8 protein-coding genes and 3 riboswitches are annotated in these 16,737 nt (G+C 40.0%); of the genes, 1 reads left to right on the top strand and 7 read right to left on the bottom strand.

The window, feature by feature from the left end:
- Positions 1–37 precede the first annotated feature (37 nt).
- From AM500_RS04815 to AM500_RS04800, 4 genes are all read right to left on the bottom strand, one after another.
- The gene (locus AM500_RS04815; RefSeq protein ID WP_053598203.1) at positions 38–1,213 is read right to left on the bottom strand and encodes an acetyl-CoA C-acetyltransferase; all 1,176 of its coding nucleotides are present in this window, start codon (positions 1,211–1,213) and stop codon (positions 38–40) included.
- A gap of 146 nt (positions 1,214–1,359) precedes the next feature.
- Positions 1,360–3,729, bottom strand: coding sequence for a 3-hydroxyacyl-CoA dehydrogenase/enoyl-CoA hydratase family protein (locus AM500_RS04810; RefSeq protein ID WP_197282694.1), 2,370 nt, complete (start codon positions 3,727–3,729; stop codon positions 1,360–1,362).
- Between the two features lie 642 nt (positions 3,730–4,371).
- Positions 4,372–5,526: a DGQHR domain-containing protein gene (locus AM500_RS04805; protein WP_053598201.1), complete on the bottom strand. Its 1,155-nt coding sequence runs from the start codon at positions 5,524–5,526 to the stop codon at positions 4,372–4,374.
- Complete coding sequence (locus AM500_RS04800; RefSeq protein WP_053598200.1) at positions 5,519–6,313, bottom strand: hypothetical protein; 795 nt, start codon at positions 6,311–6,313, stop codon at positions 5,519–5,521. The genes AM500_RS04805 and AM500_RS04800 overlap by 8 nt, the downstream gene beginning before the upstream one ends.
- Before the next feature lie 621 nt (positions 6,314–6,934).
- Positions 6,935–7,040, top strand: a riboswitch (SAM riboswitch).
- Between the two features lie 99 nt (positions 7,041–7,139).
- Between AM500_RS04800 and AM500_RS04795 the strand changes: the two genes are divergently transcribed.
- Positions 7,140–9,515, top strand: coding sequence for a M14 family zinc carboxypeptidase (locus AM500_RS04795; RefSeq protein ID WP_053598199.1), 2,376 nt, complete (start codon positions 7,140–7,142; stop codon positions 9,513–9,515).
- A 534-nt stretch (positions 9,516–10,049) separates the two neighbouring features.
- Positions 10,050–10,135, top strand: a riboswitch (cyclic di-GMP riboswitch).
- A gap of 384 nt (positions 10,136–10,519) precedes the next feature.
- On the opposite strand, the gene AM500_RS04790 is transcribed toward AM500_RS04795, so the two are convergent.
- The 3 genes from AM500_RS04790 to AM500_RS04780 form a co-directional block, all read right to left on the bottom strand.
- Positions 10,520–12,745, bottom strand: coding sequence for a dynamin family protein (locus AM500_RS04790; RefSeq protein ID WP_053598198.1), 2,226 nt, complete (start codon positions 12,743–12,745; stop codon positions 10,520–10,522).
- Positions 12,746–13,645: 900 nt separating this feature from the next.
- Entirely contained in the window at positions 13,646–14,068 is a 423-nt protein-coding gene (locus tag AM500_RS04785; protein ID WP_053598197.1) for a hypothetical protein, read from the bottom strand.
- Between the two features lie 514 nt (positions 14,069–14,582).
- Positions 14,583–16,313, bottom strand: coding sequence for a PxKF domain-containing protein (locus AM500_RS04780; protein ID WP_053598196.1), 1,731 nt, complete (start codon positions 16,311–16,313; stop codon positions 14,583–14,585).
- A 27-nt stretch (positions 16,314–16,340) separates the two neighbouring features.
- A riboswitch (cyclic di-GMP riboswitch) is annotated at positions 16,341–16,423 on the bottom strand.
- Positions 16,424–16,737: the final 314 nt, after the last annotated feature.

Raw genomic sequence — 16,737 nt, 5'->3', positions numbered from 1 at the left:
TATATAAGTTCACTTGGATACGCTTTATATAGAACGGTTATAGAAGTTCAAATACACCGGCTGCTCCCATGCCTCCGCCAATACACATCGTGACAACACCGAACTGTTCGTTGCGGCGCTTCAGTTCATGAATTAGGGATAGAGTTAGCTTTGCACCTGTACAGCCAAGCGGGTGTCCAAGGGCAATCGCTCCTCCGTTGACGTTGACTTTGTCTTCATCAAGGCCAAGTTCGCGAACAATCTGGATGGCTTGGGAAGCGAATGCTTCGTTTAGTTCAAACAGTGAGATGTCGGTTACTTCTAGTCCGGCTAGCTTCAACGCCTTCGGAATGGCAACGACAGGTCCAACGCCCATGATTTCAGGTGGGACTCCACCGACTGCGAATGAACGGAATTTAGCCAGTGGCTTCAGTCCAAGGGATTCTGCTTTTTCTCGCTCCATTACCATGACAGTCGCAGCACCATCGCTTGTTTGCGAGGCATTTCCAGCTGTGACAGATCCTGTGACGGAGAATGCCGGGCGAAGCTTTGCGAGAGTTTCCATGTTTGTGCCAACACGGACGCCTTCGTCTTCAGAGAACTGGAACGATTTCTCCTTCAGTTTGTTGTCGGTACCGACTGAACGGATCGTAACATCAACAGGAACGATTTCGTCCCTGAATTTACCTTTCTGGATGGCACGGGCAGCCCGTTCGTGACTGCGAACGGCAAATGCATCCTGATCCTCACGGGAGATGCCGAATCTCTTTGCTACTTCTTCCGCTGTATGGCCCATGCTCATGTAATATTGCGGAGCAGTTTCCGCGAGTTTAACATTCGGACGGGTTACGTGGCCCATCATCGGTACCATGCTCATTGATTCTGCGCCGCCAGCTAATACAGTGTCAGCCTGGCCAATCATGATCCGTTCTGCAGCATAGGCGATTGCCTGCAGGCCGGATGAGCAATAGCGGTTGATGGTAATGGCCGGCACTTCATACGGTAGCCCGGCAAGGCCCGCGATGTTGCGTGCCATGTTCAGGCCTTGTTCAGCCTCTGGCATCGCGCAGCCGATTATGACATCATCTATGTTTCCTTCGTAATTGCCGGCGCGTTTCAACGTTTCCTTGATAACGAGTGCACCAAGGTCGTCGGGACGGACCCCGGCAAGCGAGCCTTTTTTGGCTTTCCCGACTGGAGTGCGTGCTCCGGCAACAATCACCGCTTCTCTCATTGGTTTCCCTCTCTTTCGGTCTAGTGTTCTATGATTCTAGGCGGGGTTCGGGTACCGGGAGGTACCCGTCCGCCAAATGGTAGTGCGTGGAAATGATTTGCCCTTCTCGAGCGTCGACCCTTTTTTCCAAAAGAGGCTTTATGCTCTTAGTTCCTTAATGGCTTGCCTTTGACGAGCATGTGCTGCATGCGCTGCTGGGATTTCGGCTCAGCAACAAGGCTTAGGAAGGCTTCGCGTTCGAGGTCGAGCAGGTATTGTTCGTCGACTTCGGTACCGAATGGGACTTTGCCTCCTGCAATGACGTAGGCGAGCTTCTTGGCAATCTTCATGTCGTACTCGGAGATGTAGCCGGATAGCTGCATCGCCTGGGCACCGAGGATGAGTGCGGCATAACCGGTTTCACCTGTGACCGGAACTTTCTTCCTGACTGGCGGCTTGTAGCCTGCTTCATACAGGGCAAGTGCTGCCTGTTTGGCATCGTAGAGCTGATGGTCGCTGTTTGCTGAGATGCCGTCGGCGAAGTTCAGGAAGTTGTTTTCGCGCGCTTCGGCTCCGGACATGGAGACTTTCGCTGTCGCGATGGTTTCGAATACTTTGGCTGCGACTTTCATGAGGTCGAAGTCGACGCCTTTAGGCAGAGAGTTGAGGTGCTTGATGTAGAGCTCCTTGTTTCCGCCGCCGCCAGGGATGAGGCCGACACCTGCTTCAACGAGGCCCATGTAGGTTTCCATGCTTGCCTGGATGTGGGCTGCTGGCAGGCAGACTTCGGCTCCACCGCCGAGTGTCATCTGGAATGGTGCGGCGACGACTGGCTTTGCCGAGTATTTGATTTTCATCATCGTGTTCTGGAACATCTTGACGACCATGTCGAGGTCCCAGATGTTGTCGTCCTGAGCTTCCATCAAAATCATCGCCAGGTTTGCGCCAACGCAGAAGTTCTTGCCCTGGTTGCCGATGACGAGTCCTTTGTAGTTCTTTTCCACTTCATCGACAGCGAAGTTGATCATTTGGAGAATGTCAGGACCGATTGCATTTGATTGCGAATGGAACTCAAGCAGTGCGACGCCGTCCCCGATGTCGATCAGGCTTGCGCCGGAGTTCTTTTTGATGACGCCTTTTTCCTTTTTAATTGCTTTCAGTTCAATGACCTTCGGATTAACTTCGAGCGGTTTATATTCGCCGTTGTCATAGTAGGTGTTTTCTTTATAGAAGCTTGTATGTCCTGCCGCAAGCATGTCGTAGATCCAGCCAGGAACGGTGCGTCCTTCTTCCTGCATTTTTGCGACGGATTTTTCAAGGCCGATTGCATCCCATGTTTCGAACGGCCCCTGCTCCCAGCCGAAGCCCCACTTCATCGCACGGTCGATGGACGGAATGTCGTCGGCAATTGTACCGAGCAGTTCGGCAGAGTATATTAGAACCGGACTAAAGATGTTCCAGAGCAGTTCACCGGCGCGGTCATTTGCGTATACAAGCGCTTTCAATTTATTCGCTGTGCCTTTTTCTTGTTTGGCTAGTTCGGTTGCCGCGGTTTTCAATTGCTTGCGTGGGCCGTATGTGAGTGTTGCAGGATCAAGTTCAAGGATCTCTTTGCCCTGTTTTAAGAAGAAGCCCTGACCGGATTTGCTGCCAAGCCAGCCGTTCTTTAGCATTTCGTTCATGAATGGCGGCACTGTGAAGACTTCCTTCTCATCGCCTTCTGCTCCATCCCAGACGTTTTTGGCTACATGGACGAAGGTATCGAGACCAACAATGTCGAGTGTCCGGAAGGTTGCTGATTTCGGCCGGCCGATAAGCGGACCTGTGATGGAGTCGACTTCGCCGACAGAGTAGCCGCCTTTCAGCATTACCCTCAGTGTAACGAGGAGTCCGTAGGTACCGATCCGGTTGGCGATGAAGTTCGGTGTATCTTTTGCAACGACAACGCCTTTGCCGAGCACGTCTTCACCGAAGGTTTTCATGAAGCTGAGGACTCCGGGATTAGTGTGCTGGGTTGGGATGATTTCAAGCAATTTTAAGTATCTTGGCGGGTTGAAGAAGTGGGTGCCGAGGAAGTGTTTCTGGAAATCCTCGCTGCGCCCTTCTGCCATTGCTTCGACCGAGATACCGGATGTGTTGGATGAGACGATGCTGCCTTTCTTGCGGTACTGGTCGACACTAGCAAAGACTTGCTTTTTTATGGTGAGATTCTCGGTGACGACTTCGATGATCCAGTCGACGTCTTTGATGCGCTGGATGTCGTCCTCAAGGTTGCCTGCTTCGATGAGGTTCAGGTTTTCTTTGACTGTGAGTGGTGCCGGCTTTTGTTTGAGCAGCTTTTGAAGCGACTCGGTGGCGATGCGGTTACGGACTTGTTTGTCTTCGAGTGTGAGTCCCTTTGTCTGTTCTGCGGCTGTCAGTTCTCTTGGGACGATGTCGAGGACCAGCGTAGGGATGCCGATGTTCGCGAGGTGTGCGGCGATTCCTGAGCCCATGACGCCGGAGCCGAGCACGGCAGCCTTTCTAATCGGTTGAATCACAATTATCTCCCCCTTCTTTGCGTTCATTGATTCGTTGACTCAGTGGTTGCCTGAGTTGGTTATGGTTGGTCTTCGAGTCGTTGAATGAATGCTCATTCATTTTCTGAGCAAAAAAATTTTGCCCTGTTGGATGATTGAGCCTCGTTACTTCTAATAATAAAATATTTAGAAAATTGGTGCAACAAATAAGTTTAATGAAATTTATATATTTCGCGTGGGCTGCTACTTTCTGAATGAGATCAATGTGGAAGTGGTGAGTGATTTTTTGCTATTGGACATGTTTACGGCATGATATGAGCTTTTTTGAAGAGAATGGTGACGTTGCTATTTAATAGTTTATAAGGAAGGGCGGTAGGTTTTAGGTTCTCCCCTCTACTTTTTGCGGGTTGGTTGGACCTATTCTTTTCATTATATGACTATTGAGTCAATTTTGATTTTAGGTAGTTATATCGGTTGGATGGTATGGGCGAACCGTGTCATAAGTAAAAGAGGTTTATTGGAGTTAGTTAGAATAAATTATTATAAAGACTATAAAAATGCTTATTGGTATAATAAAAACACTTTATTAGCAAGAGGCTGACTTAAAAAAGTCATCATTTTTATACCCATTTAAGTCAGTCTCTTTATTTATTTATTTATTTATTTTTTGGTTATTACTTTATTGGGGGTTAAAAATTCATACAATATATTTTCTAATCTCTCCGTTATTTTTCTCTGAAATGCCTTTCCAGTCCCAGTAGGAGAATCTGGGTCAGCAACCCAGTTTATATTCCCTCTTAGTTGTTCAATGATATGTAAATATTTTTGAAAATCTCCGGCTGAATAACGGTACACTTTAGGAAATAACTGCAAAATAGCCCCGAAACCATTTGTCTTTACTAATTGACTTTTTCTTTCTTTTAGAACATACCTTGAATGTTCCATCAATTCCTCAAAACTCGAAAAACCTTCTTTAACTGGCCAATCCTCAGGAAACACATATTGGAAAGCCTTAAAATAATAAAACAATTGAGTATAAATTTCTTGAATATCATCTAAATCAGTATACCTTAAATTTGAGATACAATAATCAATGAAAAATGCCTGCGATATTGCACCTTCACCTATCCCAAGCATTTTAATATGCCTGTAAAGAGGAGATGTGGGATCTGAATAAAACTTCTGACATATTACATTATATTTTTTTATTTCTTTTGGCCTGATTGTATCAATTTCACTATATAAGTCATAAACTAAAGATTTACTAACCGGTTTTTGTTTACCGTTTATATCTGAAAATAATTTAGCAGCAGTAGACCTTGAAACATTGAACAAAATAACAGCTGGTAGTTCAAATTCTTGTATTTCCTCCATAGCGGATAATAATCCTGCTAATCTGTGTTGTCCATCAATTACTGTAAATCTAACATCATCAGGCAGATTAAAATATCCAATTTCACTATCTTCATATTCTAAATAATCTTCCTCAAAGGTCCGGACTTTAGAGACATCTACAGATAAAAGTATTGATGAGGGAAAAAAATTATTTTCTTCAGATAGTAGATATTTTTTAATATCGTGAATCCTGTTTAATTGTAATCTTCTCTGTATCCCTTCCTCACTCCTACTAACATAAATGTCGTTCCTTTCCAATTCGTTGATATATTTTTGATATGTAAATATTTCATTTTCATCAATAGAATAAGGATCTCTAAAGTGAAAATCTATATTATTTGCTATTTCCGCTGTATTAATTTTTGAGACAAAAAATGTCTCGGATTTTTGAGTAACTCTTATATATGGAATTCTAAGCATTTACTTCTACCTTCTTTCCCGGGACTGTAATAGTCGGCGTTTTAAGAGGAGGGGTTTCTTCACCTTCTGAAGTTCCATTGTTTCCAGGGTCCTGCCCACTTCGAATAGGTGGATTTACATTAAACAAATCATTAATATCCTTTATCATTATTCTATATTTTAAAGTTGTTTTAAAAGAAGTAGAAGCAATTACCGTAATAAATGCCGAACCAAATAAAGAAAAACCCAAATTTCTTATATAATCATCGGTGCTCATGCTAATAAAAAATGATACAAAAGATAATACACCAAGTATAATTAGTGTATTTCGATCACTACTTTCCAAAATTACCCCTCTCTTTAAAAAAGCTTTTATGCTATAGGTATAATTGATGATATCCTCCTGTATAACGGGGTATACCAATACATGAGAATTCGTATTAGGCTTAGTTTTAACTTTTATTTTATTTAACTTAGATTGTATGTCCTTTATTACAGTATTAAATGATTCATCAATGTTAATCTCTTGGGATATCATTAGGACATCAAGAGTTATGTAATTTATATCATTATTATTATCAGTTTCAAATAAAAAATATAGGTTTTTTTTAACTCGAAACATGGCTAAAACACTTTTACTGGGGAACAGACTTCTAATGTACTCCTGTTGTCCTTCCCATTCATGTTTAACCTTCTCTAAGTAACCGCTTCCGTGTTCATGTTCAAAATGTTTTATTAAAGTTTCTTTAACTGAGTATGGAGAATTATTTCTATTAGATGTTTGTATACAGAAATTAATAACAATCAATATTCTCATTCCCCTTATTAAGTCTTAAAAATTTCTTTATTTAACTTATATTAACAATATCCATCATTTTTTTCCATGTTTTTCAATAGTTTGCAATTATTTAATTATCTAAAATTAATAATAAATAAATATAAAATTAGTCCAAACCTTTTACCTTAAAATAATTAGGCACAATTTAATAGATGGAATATCACTATCACCACCCCAATTGAATTAGAAATCTGTCTAATTTTTTTCTTATCTTATTTCTAATCCCCCCTCCGCTTAATTTTCAAAACGGCTTGATTTGTGGAACAAATCCGAACAGATATTAAGAGATAAGGACAAGTTTCTTTTTAGAGAATTGAAAGGAAATGGTTAAGTATGTAAATGGCAAAAAAAACCTAATAGAAGGGTTTGCCTTTATGAATAATGCAAGTTATTTGGCAAAATAGCAGCAACCCTCATTTAGATACGTTAAGGTAAACCGTATCACAAGTAACTCAGGTCATGAGGTCAAAAAGAACTATGTCCCAAATATAATTAGTAATATATTCCTGTTTTTCCTTTATTGTATTGACTCGTTAAATAGGTAAGCTATAATTCAACTTAACAAAAGCATAGTATTTTGATAGACAAACTCACTTATCAAGAGCAGGCGGAGGGACAAGCCCTATGAAGCCCGGCAACCGGTCATTTTTAGATGACACGGTGCTAATTCTTGCAGCATATCGCTGAGAGATAAGAGAGAGGCACACTATATTGTGTAAAAACCTCTTTCTTTTTGAAAGAGGTTTTTTTTATACAAAAGCAGCACCCAGCCACTACATAAAAGGAGGATTTTCATTTGGAAACGAAACGCAAAAATGTGAAGAGAATTGTAGGGTCAGTGGTTTTAGGCGGGGCTTTGTTAACGAGTTCGCTTCCAGTAGATGTATTTGCTACAGAGGAGCTTGTGGAAAGGAAGCACAGCCTGTTCAACTCTGAGCACTATGATTATCTCGTTTATGATGACATTCAGGGGAAACTCGAAGAGTTAAAAAAGAGTAAGAGAGTTACGGTCGAGGTGACAGGAAAGTCGTCGACTGGAAGAAATCTTTATACCGTGACGGTAACAAGCGATGGGAAAACTCAGGACCCCGCGTATAAAAAACTCAGGAAATTGATGAGTGAGGATCCTGATGAAGCGAAGGAATTTTTGGAAGAAAATCCTCAAGTAAAAGCCCCAATATTAATTCATGCTTCCATTCATGGAACTGAATTTGTTGGAACAGATGCTGCCCTTCGGCTAATTGAAAGATTTGCGTTTGAAAATGACCAGGAAACCCACAAAATTCTCGATTCTTATACTCTCGTTTTTAATGTGAATGCAAATCCGGACGGCCGCATTGATGCCACACGATTCAACAGGCAGGGTATTGACCTTAACCGTGATTTTATCACACAGTCCCAGCCAGAGACTCAGGCAGTTATCGAACAAATCACCGAGCTTAATCCGCTTGTATTGCTTGATTTACATGGATATGTAAAGCAGCGGGGTGTAAAAAATCACCCAGGCCTTATCCTGCCGGGTACACCTCCACATAACCCGAACTATGAGTATGATCTTCTATACAAATGGATGAATCAGCAAGCTGAAGCAATGGAAGCTGAACTAGTAAGTGAAAGGGCAAATTACCAGACAGACCTCTATAAAACAATGGAAGGAACCCATATCCCGCTCCGTGACTCCAAAGATGGCTGGGACGTTTACCCACCGATTTATACACCAGCTTATGCGATGCTTCATGGCGGTTACGGCTATACCCTGGAAGCGCCAACGAATGATTGGGATGGAGTCAAGTGGCAGGTTGATGCAGTTACAGGTGCGTTGAACTTTGCAGTTGAACATAAACTAGGGATGCTGGAAGACCAGCTTGAAGTTCTAAATCGAGGCGAGGAAAATTATCATCCGAATTACGAGAATCAAAGTTTTCCTGAAGCCTATATTCTTCCTGTAACCGAAGCGGATCCGACTGTTACCGAAAAGGCCGTTCAGCATCTCCTGAACAATGATGTCGAAGTCCACAGGGCAAACAAAGGATTTACAGCTGAAGGAAAGACATATGAAGCCGGAACGTATATTGTTGATTTGAATCAACCTAAGGCATCTGTCGCGAATGCATTCCTTTGGGACGGCGAGGATATAACGAACGATATAGCTGCCATGTATGACATTTCTGCATGGAGCCTGCCAGAATTATGGGGCTTTGAGGCAGTTGAGGCAAAAACAGATTTTACTGTACAGACAAAAAGAGTCGATAAGGTGCAGACAAAGGGCCAATTGATTGGGAAAGGTCCTTATGTAATCCCGAACTCCTCAAACGCTGCAGTCCAACTCATTAACGAGCTTGTTGGCAAAGGAATTCCTGTAAAACGAGATGTTCAGGGTAATTTTTATGTAGATACCAACCGGGGCAGCATTGAAAAAGCGGTAAAACAATCCGGCTTAACAGTACAATCGAGTTCAGCTGGCATTCCGGCTGATGCCGAAGCTGTCACCAAAGTAAAGGTTGCTATTTTGAGAGACGGCGGTATGGGGAAAGTACAATCCCACTCAGGTGTGAGAATCGCTCTCGAGCGCCTTGGCTTTGATGTAACCGAACTTCATCCACATCAGGTAGCTGCCTCAGGTCTTAGCGGTTTCGATGTATTTGTTTATAGCGGAAGTGCAAATTTGGTATCCTTCAACTCAAGTGCTGCCAACAAGGAATTTACACTTGCAAATGAAGCAGAATACAACGCTTTTAAAGAAAATGTGAATACATTTGTCGAAAAGGACGGCAGATTTATTGCAATCGGTGCCGGTGCTTCCCGTGTAGCGAAATCACTTGGGCTGACCGACGTGACTGTAAATACCGGGACTTCAAGCAGCAACGGAATTGTACGGGTTGACTATAAAGGAACCGGAATCACAGCGGGATATGGAGGCAATGACGTGGGATTTGTTTACGGTCCTGTCTGGTATACGAATACAACCAATACAACTGTCGAAGCAACTTTTGACTCAACTCCGGACTTTTTTGAATCCGGCCACTGGAAAAACCGTGAAGCAGCATCAGGCCAGGCTGTTATTGTTGAAGAAAAGGACCGCCCTGTAACGCTTATTGGCCTAGAAGCAGGCTTCCGCAACCATACAGATTACTTATTCAGGCTTCTATCGAATTCAATTTTTGACAAGTAAAAAATAGAAGAGGCTGTTCAATAAGCAGATCTTAAGCTTTCAATAAAGACGCGCTCCACATCGGAATGCGTCTTTTTGGGTTCCTTTTCCATTTTTTTGCACACTTTATTCATTTTATGAAGACATTTTTCATTTTACGGCACACTTTTTATGTTTTATGCAGACTTTTTTCGTTTTATGTAACACTCTTTTCGTTTTATACGCAATTCGATTTGAAGTAGTCTCTTGGTAGATACATTCCGGCCTGCCGTAATACTGGAAGACCGTTAAAGGATGAGTGGCTGAACAGATTGGATGGAATTTAGGAAATTTGAAGGTTATTGAGGTGGGCAACATGATGATTATTCGGATGTTTTTTCAGTAGCAATGGGGATTTTCGGGGTGCTGTGGATAATGTGTATTCGGATGAGGTGAATGCGTGGAGATAGGGTTACATATCAGAAAGCAGTTGGATTTAATTATGACTAAAGAATCAGGTAAAAAGTCTTGCTAATTGGTTGAATTATCCTATAATAGTTATATAAACCATAAATCGTACGATAATGGCAAAACCATTGAAAAATGGTGACGCAAAGCTATAGGGGCTAAGGTCAAATTGATTATGCTCGCCAGCTTCCGAATACGGACTCCTACGATTTGTGATAATTAAGGAGGAACTATGGGGAATCATTTGTTATGGCCACAATTAAAAAGGAAATGGCATTCTTTAAGATTGAGATACCATGCTATACTACTCGAAGGCTGTCTGGATACCAAAATGAGATGCCAGTTAGAAAAGAGAATTTCCTATCATATGAGGAAATTAAGTGATTTTTGATGGAAGGCACCTTAAGGGGTGCTTTTTTAATTTTATTATATATAAATCTGTAAATTATAAGAAGGCAGTTCATTTTATCTGTTCGTATTGATCGTAAAAAATGTCACTGGTTATCCTACCAGTGACATTTTAAAGGTTCTGATAATTGGTAAATACATTAAGATTTTGCTATTAGGAGCAGCTATTTTTATAACGCCTCTATTAATAGTGGCTCTTTTAATGGTACTCGGACTAAAAAATCTTTCATCTCTTTCGCAGAGTCGATGCAATCGCAAATATCATTTACAGAGTAAGAGGTGACCATATTATTTAAGTTATGGACATATTGGTGCCATTCCTTTTCTAAATGATCTGCTGCAGTCTCAAACTCAACTTTAGTACTGTTCCAAAAGTTATCGATTTCTGTAGCATACAGTTCATATGCTTGATTCTTTTCATATTCTTTTACAATCTTTTTTGCTACGCTCTTCTGCCAACCGCCAGAAATTAAAGCGAAGACTGAAATACCCACAATAACTGCCAAAGCAATACCCAAAGTAACAGGCCCTCCTAATGCGGCTACCGCTGAAGCCGCACCTGCAGTACCTCCTGCTACTGATATTCCTAGAGCCGATAACACACTTACTCCTTTCGCTACTAAAATATAAGCGCCTAAGTTTCCTAACGTACTTGCCCAGATAGCTAGACCTCCGAAGGTCGCAAGCCCAGCCAAACCACTCGCAAATATTTTGACAGCATCAAAAGGAATGTCAAACCCTTTTAATTGTGGATTTTTGAACTTAGTAATTTCAGCAGTGAAATCTTCCAAGTACTCGTTAATAACTTCATTTAACTCTTTTGTTTTATGCTTTAATACATTTTGTAGTTTCCCTTGAAGCTTACTACTTAAAAATCCAGCTAACCTTTCCATGTCGTCCTTTTTCTTTTTATATCCTTTTTGTTTGATTAGGTCTACGATATAGTCCACTGTAATGACGGAATAAAATTCAGCATAGAATTCTTTTTTGGTTTCTTCGTGAAACTCTTTTATTTTTTGATCTACGGCGCTTCTTTTTTTTTGCATCGTTCTTTGTCTTTCAGGCTCTGCGTTCTCGATTTGTTCAGCACGAGCCCTGTGAATTTCACGCTCTTTTAATATACCTTCATATTCCGCTATATCATAGTCCAGCCCAGTTTGGCTGTCCTCCAAAAACGAATGAATGGTATTTATGGATGGAAAAATTACATTAGATGACCAACACTCTAGCAATTGTGCTAGATTACTTTCAAAATCCGCTCGTAAGTATGGCTTATCCGTGGTATAGGTAAAGAAACGTTTTCTTAAATCACCAAGTGTTATTTTGCAACCGGCCTGTTCTTGCCTGTTTTCCCATATTTCTTCTGGAATCTCATTAAACAGACGTTTAGCCCCTCCGTCTAAAATTGTTTCTAAATCCGATTTGCTACCATTATTCACAGTATGAGCTTGGGAAGCTACAATGAATAGGTTGGAGAGTGGTTCCAAATTATTAATAGGGTTTTCGATGACTCTAAGGGAGTTAAGTGTAGATTTTAAAAACTCGATATCCGTTCCCCTTAAGAATCCATTTGCAATAGATAAGTAGATTACAACATCAGCAAACTCCCTCGATTTACGTGCTAAAATATCATCATTCTTTCGATCTCCAGTACCAAACCCCGGTAGGTCAACGAGTTCACAAATTTGCAAGATAGGGCTATCCAAATACACGACTGCAGCGGCGGCATCATCTAAATCGTATTTATCTCCCTGCCTAGTGCCGTATTCTGAAAGTATTCCCGCATTTCCACCGGCAATTTTTCTCTGTTTGCAATAAACTTCATCATCTAACTTTTTTGAATCAAATCCATCTTTGTCACCTTTAAAAATCCAAGCTTCTTCATCCATGAATGTAGGTCGGTCATCTACGTGTCTGATATGTATACTTATGGAAGTAGTAGGAGTCCATGACGTTGGTATTTTATCCATGCCTAGAAGTGAGTTTATAAGCCTACTTTTTCCGGCATCTGACATCCCCACAACTGCAACTTTAGGTTTTACCAAAGTAGAAGTAACCAAATTTAGTAGTTCATCAATCATCTTTTCATATTTTTCACTAATCTTTAAATCTGTTTTTTTCGTTGTAATATAGCTAAGAATACTGTCTTTAAAACGCTTAGAAGCATCCCACGTATTACTTACTACTAATGCTTCTGGAAGAGACTTTTTGTATCCGGCGAGTTCATCTAGGGAAGTTCCTGTAGCATCCGCAATTTTTAGCAATAAGTTGAAATCAATCGAGCCAGGTGATTTTTCAATTCTCGAGATGTAATCTTGACGAACATCAATCATTTTCGCAAACTCTTCTTGGGTCATCTTAAGTTTGTTTTGGCGAAAATCTTTCAAATCAAACACAGGTAAATCCTCCTAAGGTTCTAGATTTTATATAACTTAAGAACCATATTATTGTAAAATTATATAAATTACAAGAAAAAATATGCATTATTGCATATTTTATCCACAAATATTAATTTTATAGAACATAAGAGTCCTACTAATTAGACTAATGTCATAATTCAATTGACAGAAATAACTCTATTAACTAATCCTATAAGAATAATTCCTCTACAATTTAAGTAAAGTTTGATACTCATAACATGTATCGAAATTCCCTAATTATTGTTAAGTTAGAAAGGCATAATTCAGCAAAACAATTTTGTAACTGTAGTACCCCGTCAAAGATAGCAAGGAATTCAATAAAAAAAGATGGTTAATCCTTTCTAGATTAACGACCCTTTCGTATTATAAGATCAGCCAGATATTTTTGGTGACCATTTTTATATAATCCTAAAATTACGGTAGCCGGGGTAGAACGTACCTGTCCGCGGGACAAGGATTCCGTCAATAAAACAGTTCAATCCCTGCTTGCTTAAACATGTTTTGGCTGGTTGGGAAAAGAGCTCGTATAACAAGTGAAGTTATGAAACTGTAAAATAGATAGTGGCTACCGGTAAAACCATTTTTAATGGTCCTTTCTTACTTCCTCTAATCTTATAAGTAGTCTATAAAAAATTATCAATAAAGAAGTATGCGCAGAGTTCAAGCGAATTCCACATTATATATATTGATATACTCGAATCTGCGATACCATATAAAAATTTCATATCCTTTTATCTGAAATTAAAATCTAATTGAACAACTCCCTATGAGTACTAAGGGCAAGCTTTAATAAAGTTTTATAAGGGCTTACCTCCACTTTTCATAAGTAATTATATTTTCCGCATACATGGCATCCTGTGTCCTTGACCTTCCATGCTATAAATTTCCGATTTTTTTATCAAAAAACCAAAATATTATAGAACCTAAAAATATAAATAAGACATAAAGAAGCTCTATTGTGACTCTCGTTGTAAATTCCATAAAAGATTCGAATGTAATACCACCACCGGGTTGTGTACTGAAATATAGAACTGGAACAATACTAGCAAAAAGAATGTAAAGAAAAATAGAGGCCAAGCCTTTGTTATTAAGCCTTCTTGTTAGTATATCGATCAATACAGAGGCAGGAATTCCAAATAAAAAAACTACTGGTGTAATTTGAACAATATAAATCATAAAAACATAGACCACATTCATTGGGTTATATCCCCCAGTAACGAAGGTGAAAAGTGTAAATATAATAAGAAGGATGATTGATACAATAGAAGCTGACATTACTTTTTTTATAAACATCTTCACCTAAGCTCTCCCCCATCCCCACCCTCAACGAATCTCTGCTCAATAAGGAATTATAGATAAAAATTGACGGTAATCCTTCCCTCAACACATTCGTTATAAGCCTGGAACAGGGATTTGATATAAATGATTTAGTATTAATGTTAATTTGTAAGCTATAAAAATGAGTATTATTAAAATACCTCCAAGTAAAACATTTAGAATCCTCATTATTTTCCTCCCGCTAAGGTCATATTGAGGAATAATTCTATAAAATGAGTTGGAAATCCTTTACACATTGAGGTGTTTCGATAATTTTTTTGTTTCAACAACATTGCTCCAATAATTTCTGTTAGCATGTCAAAGCGGTTGCGAATTGCAGTGCTATTTCACCTTATTAAAACCCTTCTATAAAAAAAAGCAGTCCAATTTAGTTGGACTGCTAGTTGGCGTGCTAATTTCGTTTTTATACTCGAAGGCCGAACCCAGTTTTAAAAAGCGGAGTGGTTTCTTTGTAGTTTACTAAGATTTTTCATTATTACTTTAGGCTGATTTTAATAGTTTGAGTTGTACCATCATCCAGTACAATAGTGATTTGATAAGCACCCGCTGTTAATCCTTTTGTACTTAAGTTAAAGATATATTGGTTAGAGCTTGAATCATATCTGAAAAGATTTCCCGTAGTCGCTGCGCTAGTTGATATTACCTCTACATTGTCCCCTAAAACTTTATCGCTATATTTTGTAAGGGAAATAGATGCAGTAGCATTTGATACAAAAGCACCTTTAGAATCTTTTAGCTGGAATTTAACAGGAACAGTGCTTCCAGCTTTAAATATACTTGAACCGTCCTTATTGATTGGTTGAAGGACCCCGCTGTAATTGTATTCGACAGAATAATTAATCGTTACACTTTCAGTATTTCCTGCTTTGTCTGTTACAGTAATTGTTTCTGTTTGCGGACCAACCTTAGACGTGTCGATTGTTCCAGTTGCATCTGTTGCTAATCCGGACAAAGCATCTGTTGCCGACCAAGTGACAGCTTGATTTAGTGTGAAAGTGTAGTTACCACCATCTTTAAAACCAGCAATTACAGGATTTGTTTTATCAATATTAATGCCCGAAACTGTTGTTGACACTTTGTTTCCAGCCTTATCAAATGCAGTACCGCTTGCTGATTGATTTTCACCTTCAGTAGTGAGAGGCACTGATGGAATATCGCCTTCTAAGCCTGATAGGTTATCTTCTGCCGAAAAGTTAACAGTTACATCTTCTTTATACCAGCCATTTTCATTTGCTACACGATCTGGGGAGCCACCAATGGTTGGAGCAGTTTTATCAATATTAAGCGTAATACTGCCTGTACCTTCGTTCCCTGCAATGTCAGTTGCCTTACCGGTAATAACCTGATTCTTCCCTTCTGTACTGATTGTTACCGAATCATCGATAGACCTAACACCCGATCCATTAACATCAGTTGCATCAAATGTTACTTCTACGTCTCCGTTATACCAGTCATTAGAATTAGGAGCTCTGTCGGCTGTAGCCGTTACTTCTGGTGCAATAGAGTCATAGAAATAATTAAAGCTTACTGGTGTACTAAAATTGCCAGCAGCGTCCTTAGCTGTAACAGTAACATTATTGTTACCTTGTAAGGAAGCAGGTAAATTAAATTGGTGTACTCCAGCAGGAAACGTGCCTTTTGATTCACCATTAACAAACACTTCACCTGCTTCATCTTGACTAAATTTAAATTGGGACGGAAGTGTGGAAACATTAAAAATACCACTTATTTGGTCTAAAAAGGTTAAGGTAGGTGCCGTTGTATCATTAGGAATAACATTAATTAATACATAATCAGCTGTACCATTGCTTACTTGATCATTTCCGGTGGTATCGGTGGATGTCATTTTTACCATTGGACTAACAGTTGTAGCAGTAGTTTGCGGAATAGTATATTCAAGTAGAACTTGTTTTTTTACATTAAACTCATTTGCTTTGAAAGTAATAGATTTACTTGGTTTACCATCAAAGTTCGCCGTTACGGTAACTGCGCTCGTTTCTCCAGTCCCCTTTGGAGTCACATAAATGTTCACCGGAACCATAATATTCTCGCCTGGTCTCCCTGAAATAGTTACACCTTGTTCAGCGACCATTTCAGCAACAAGTTCTCCCTGTGCCCATGCTGCCCCGGCTGGTATTAATCCCGAAATCATAAGTGCGGTTAATGAAGCTGCGGCTTTTTTCTTGAAACTACTTTTTCTCTGCATTTCTCAATCTCTCCCCTCAGAATACAAGCTTAGAGGGCCGGTTACACTAGTAGCTCCTTATAGCCCAAGTGTCCATTTACAGGCTATAAATCTTCGCTTCCCATATTAGACAAGATCAATGCGCGCTGATACTCATCCTGTCTTACTAGATGAAGTTAGGTGAATCTACCCATTCACTATAAAGAACAACATCTATGGGTTTATTATATTTTAAACTACTGTTAAATTAAATGAATTCCGCTCGACAATAAGCGATAGAAACTGCTAAAAAGCGCTATTTATAGTTCTTGATAAAGAAAAATAGGGAGAGGAGGAAGCCCTAGTGTCTGCAGCTACACTACTAAGTTTGATAGGTACAGCACATCTTTTTAACTTTCGTTTAATTTTCAGCTGATGATGGAGAGTCAAGAAAACTCCAACATAT

It is taken from the genome of Bacillus sp. FJAT-18017 (assembly GCF_001278805.1).
Lineage (GTDB): Bacteria > Bacillota > Bacilli > Bacillales > Cytobacillaceae > Bacillus_D.
Note: the sequence above shows the minus strand (reverse complement) of the source record. Positions and strands in the feature narration are given on the sequence as shown.

Coding starts and splice junctions, on each gene's coding strand:
- AM500_RS04805 (WP_053598201.1), bottom strand. CDS start 5,526: ATGCTTAGAATTCCATATATAAGAGTTACTCAAAAATCCGAGACATTT.
- AM500_RS04815 (WP_053598203.1), bottom strand. CDS start 1,213: ATGAGAGAAGCGGTGATTGTTGCCGGAGCACGCACTCCAGTCGGGAAA.
- AM500_RS04780 (WP_053598196.1), bottom strand. CDS start 16,313: ATGCAGAGAAAAAGTAGTTTCAAGAAAAAAGCCGCAGCTTCATTAACC.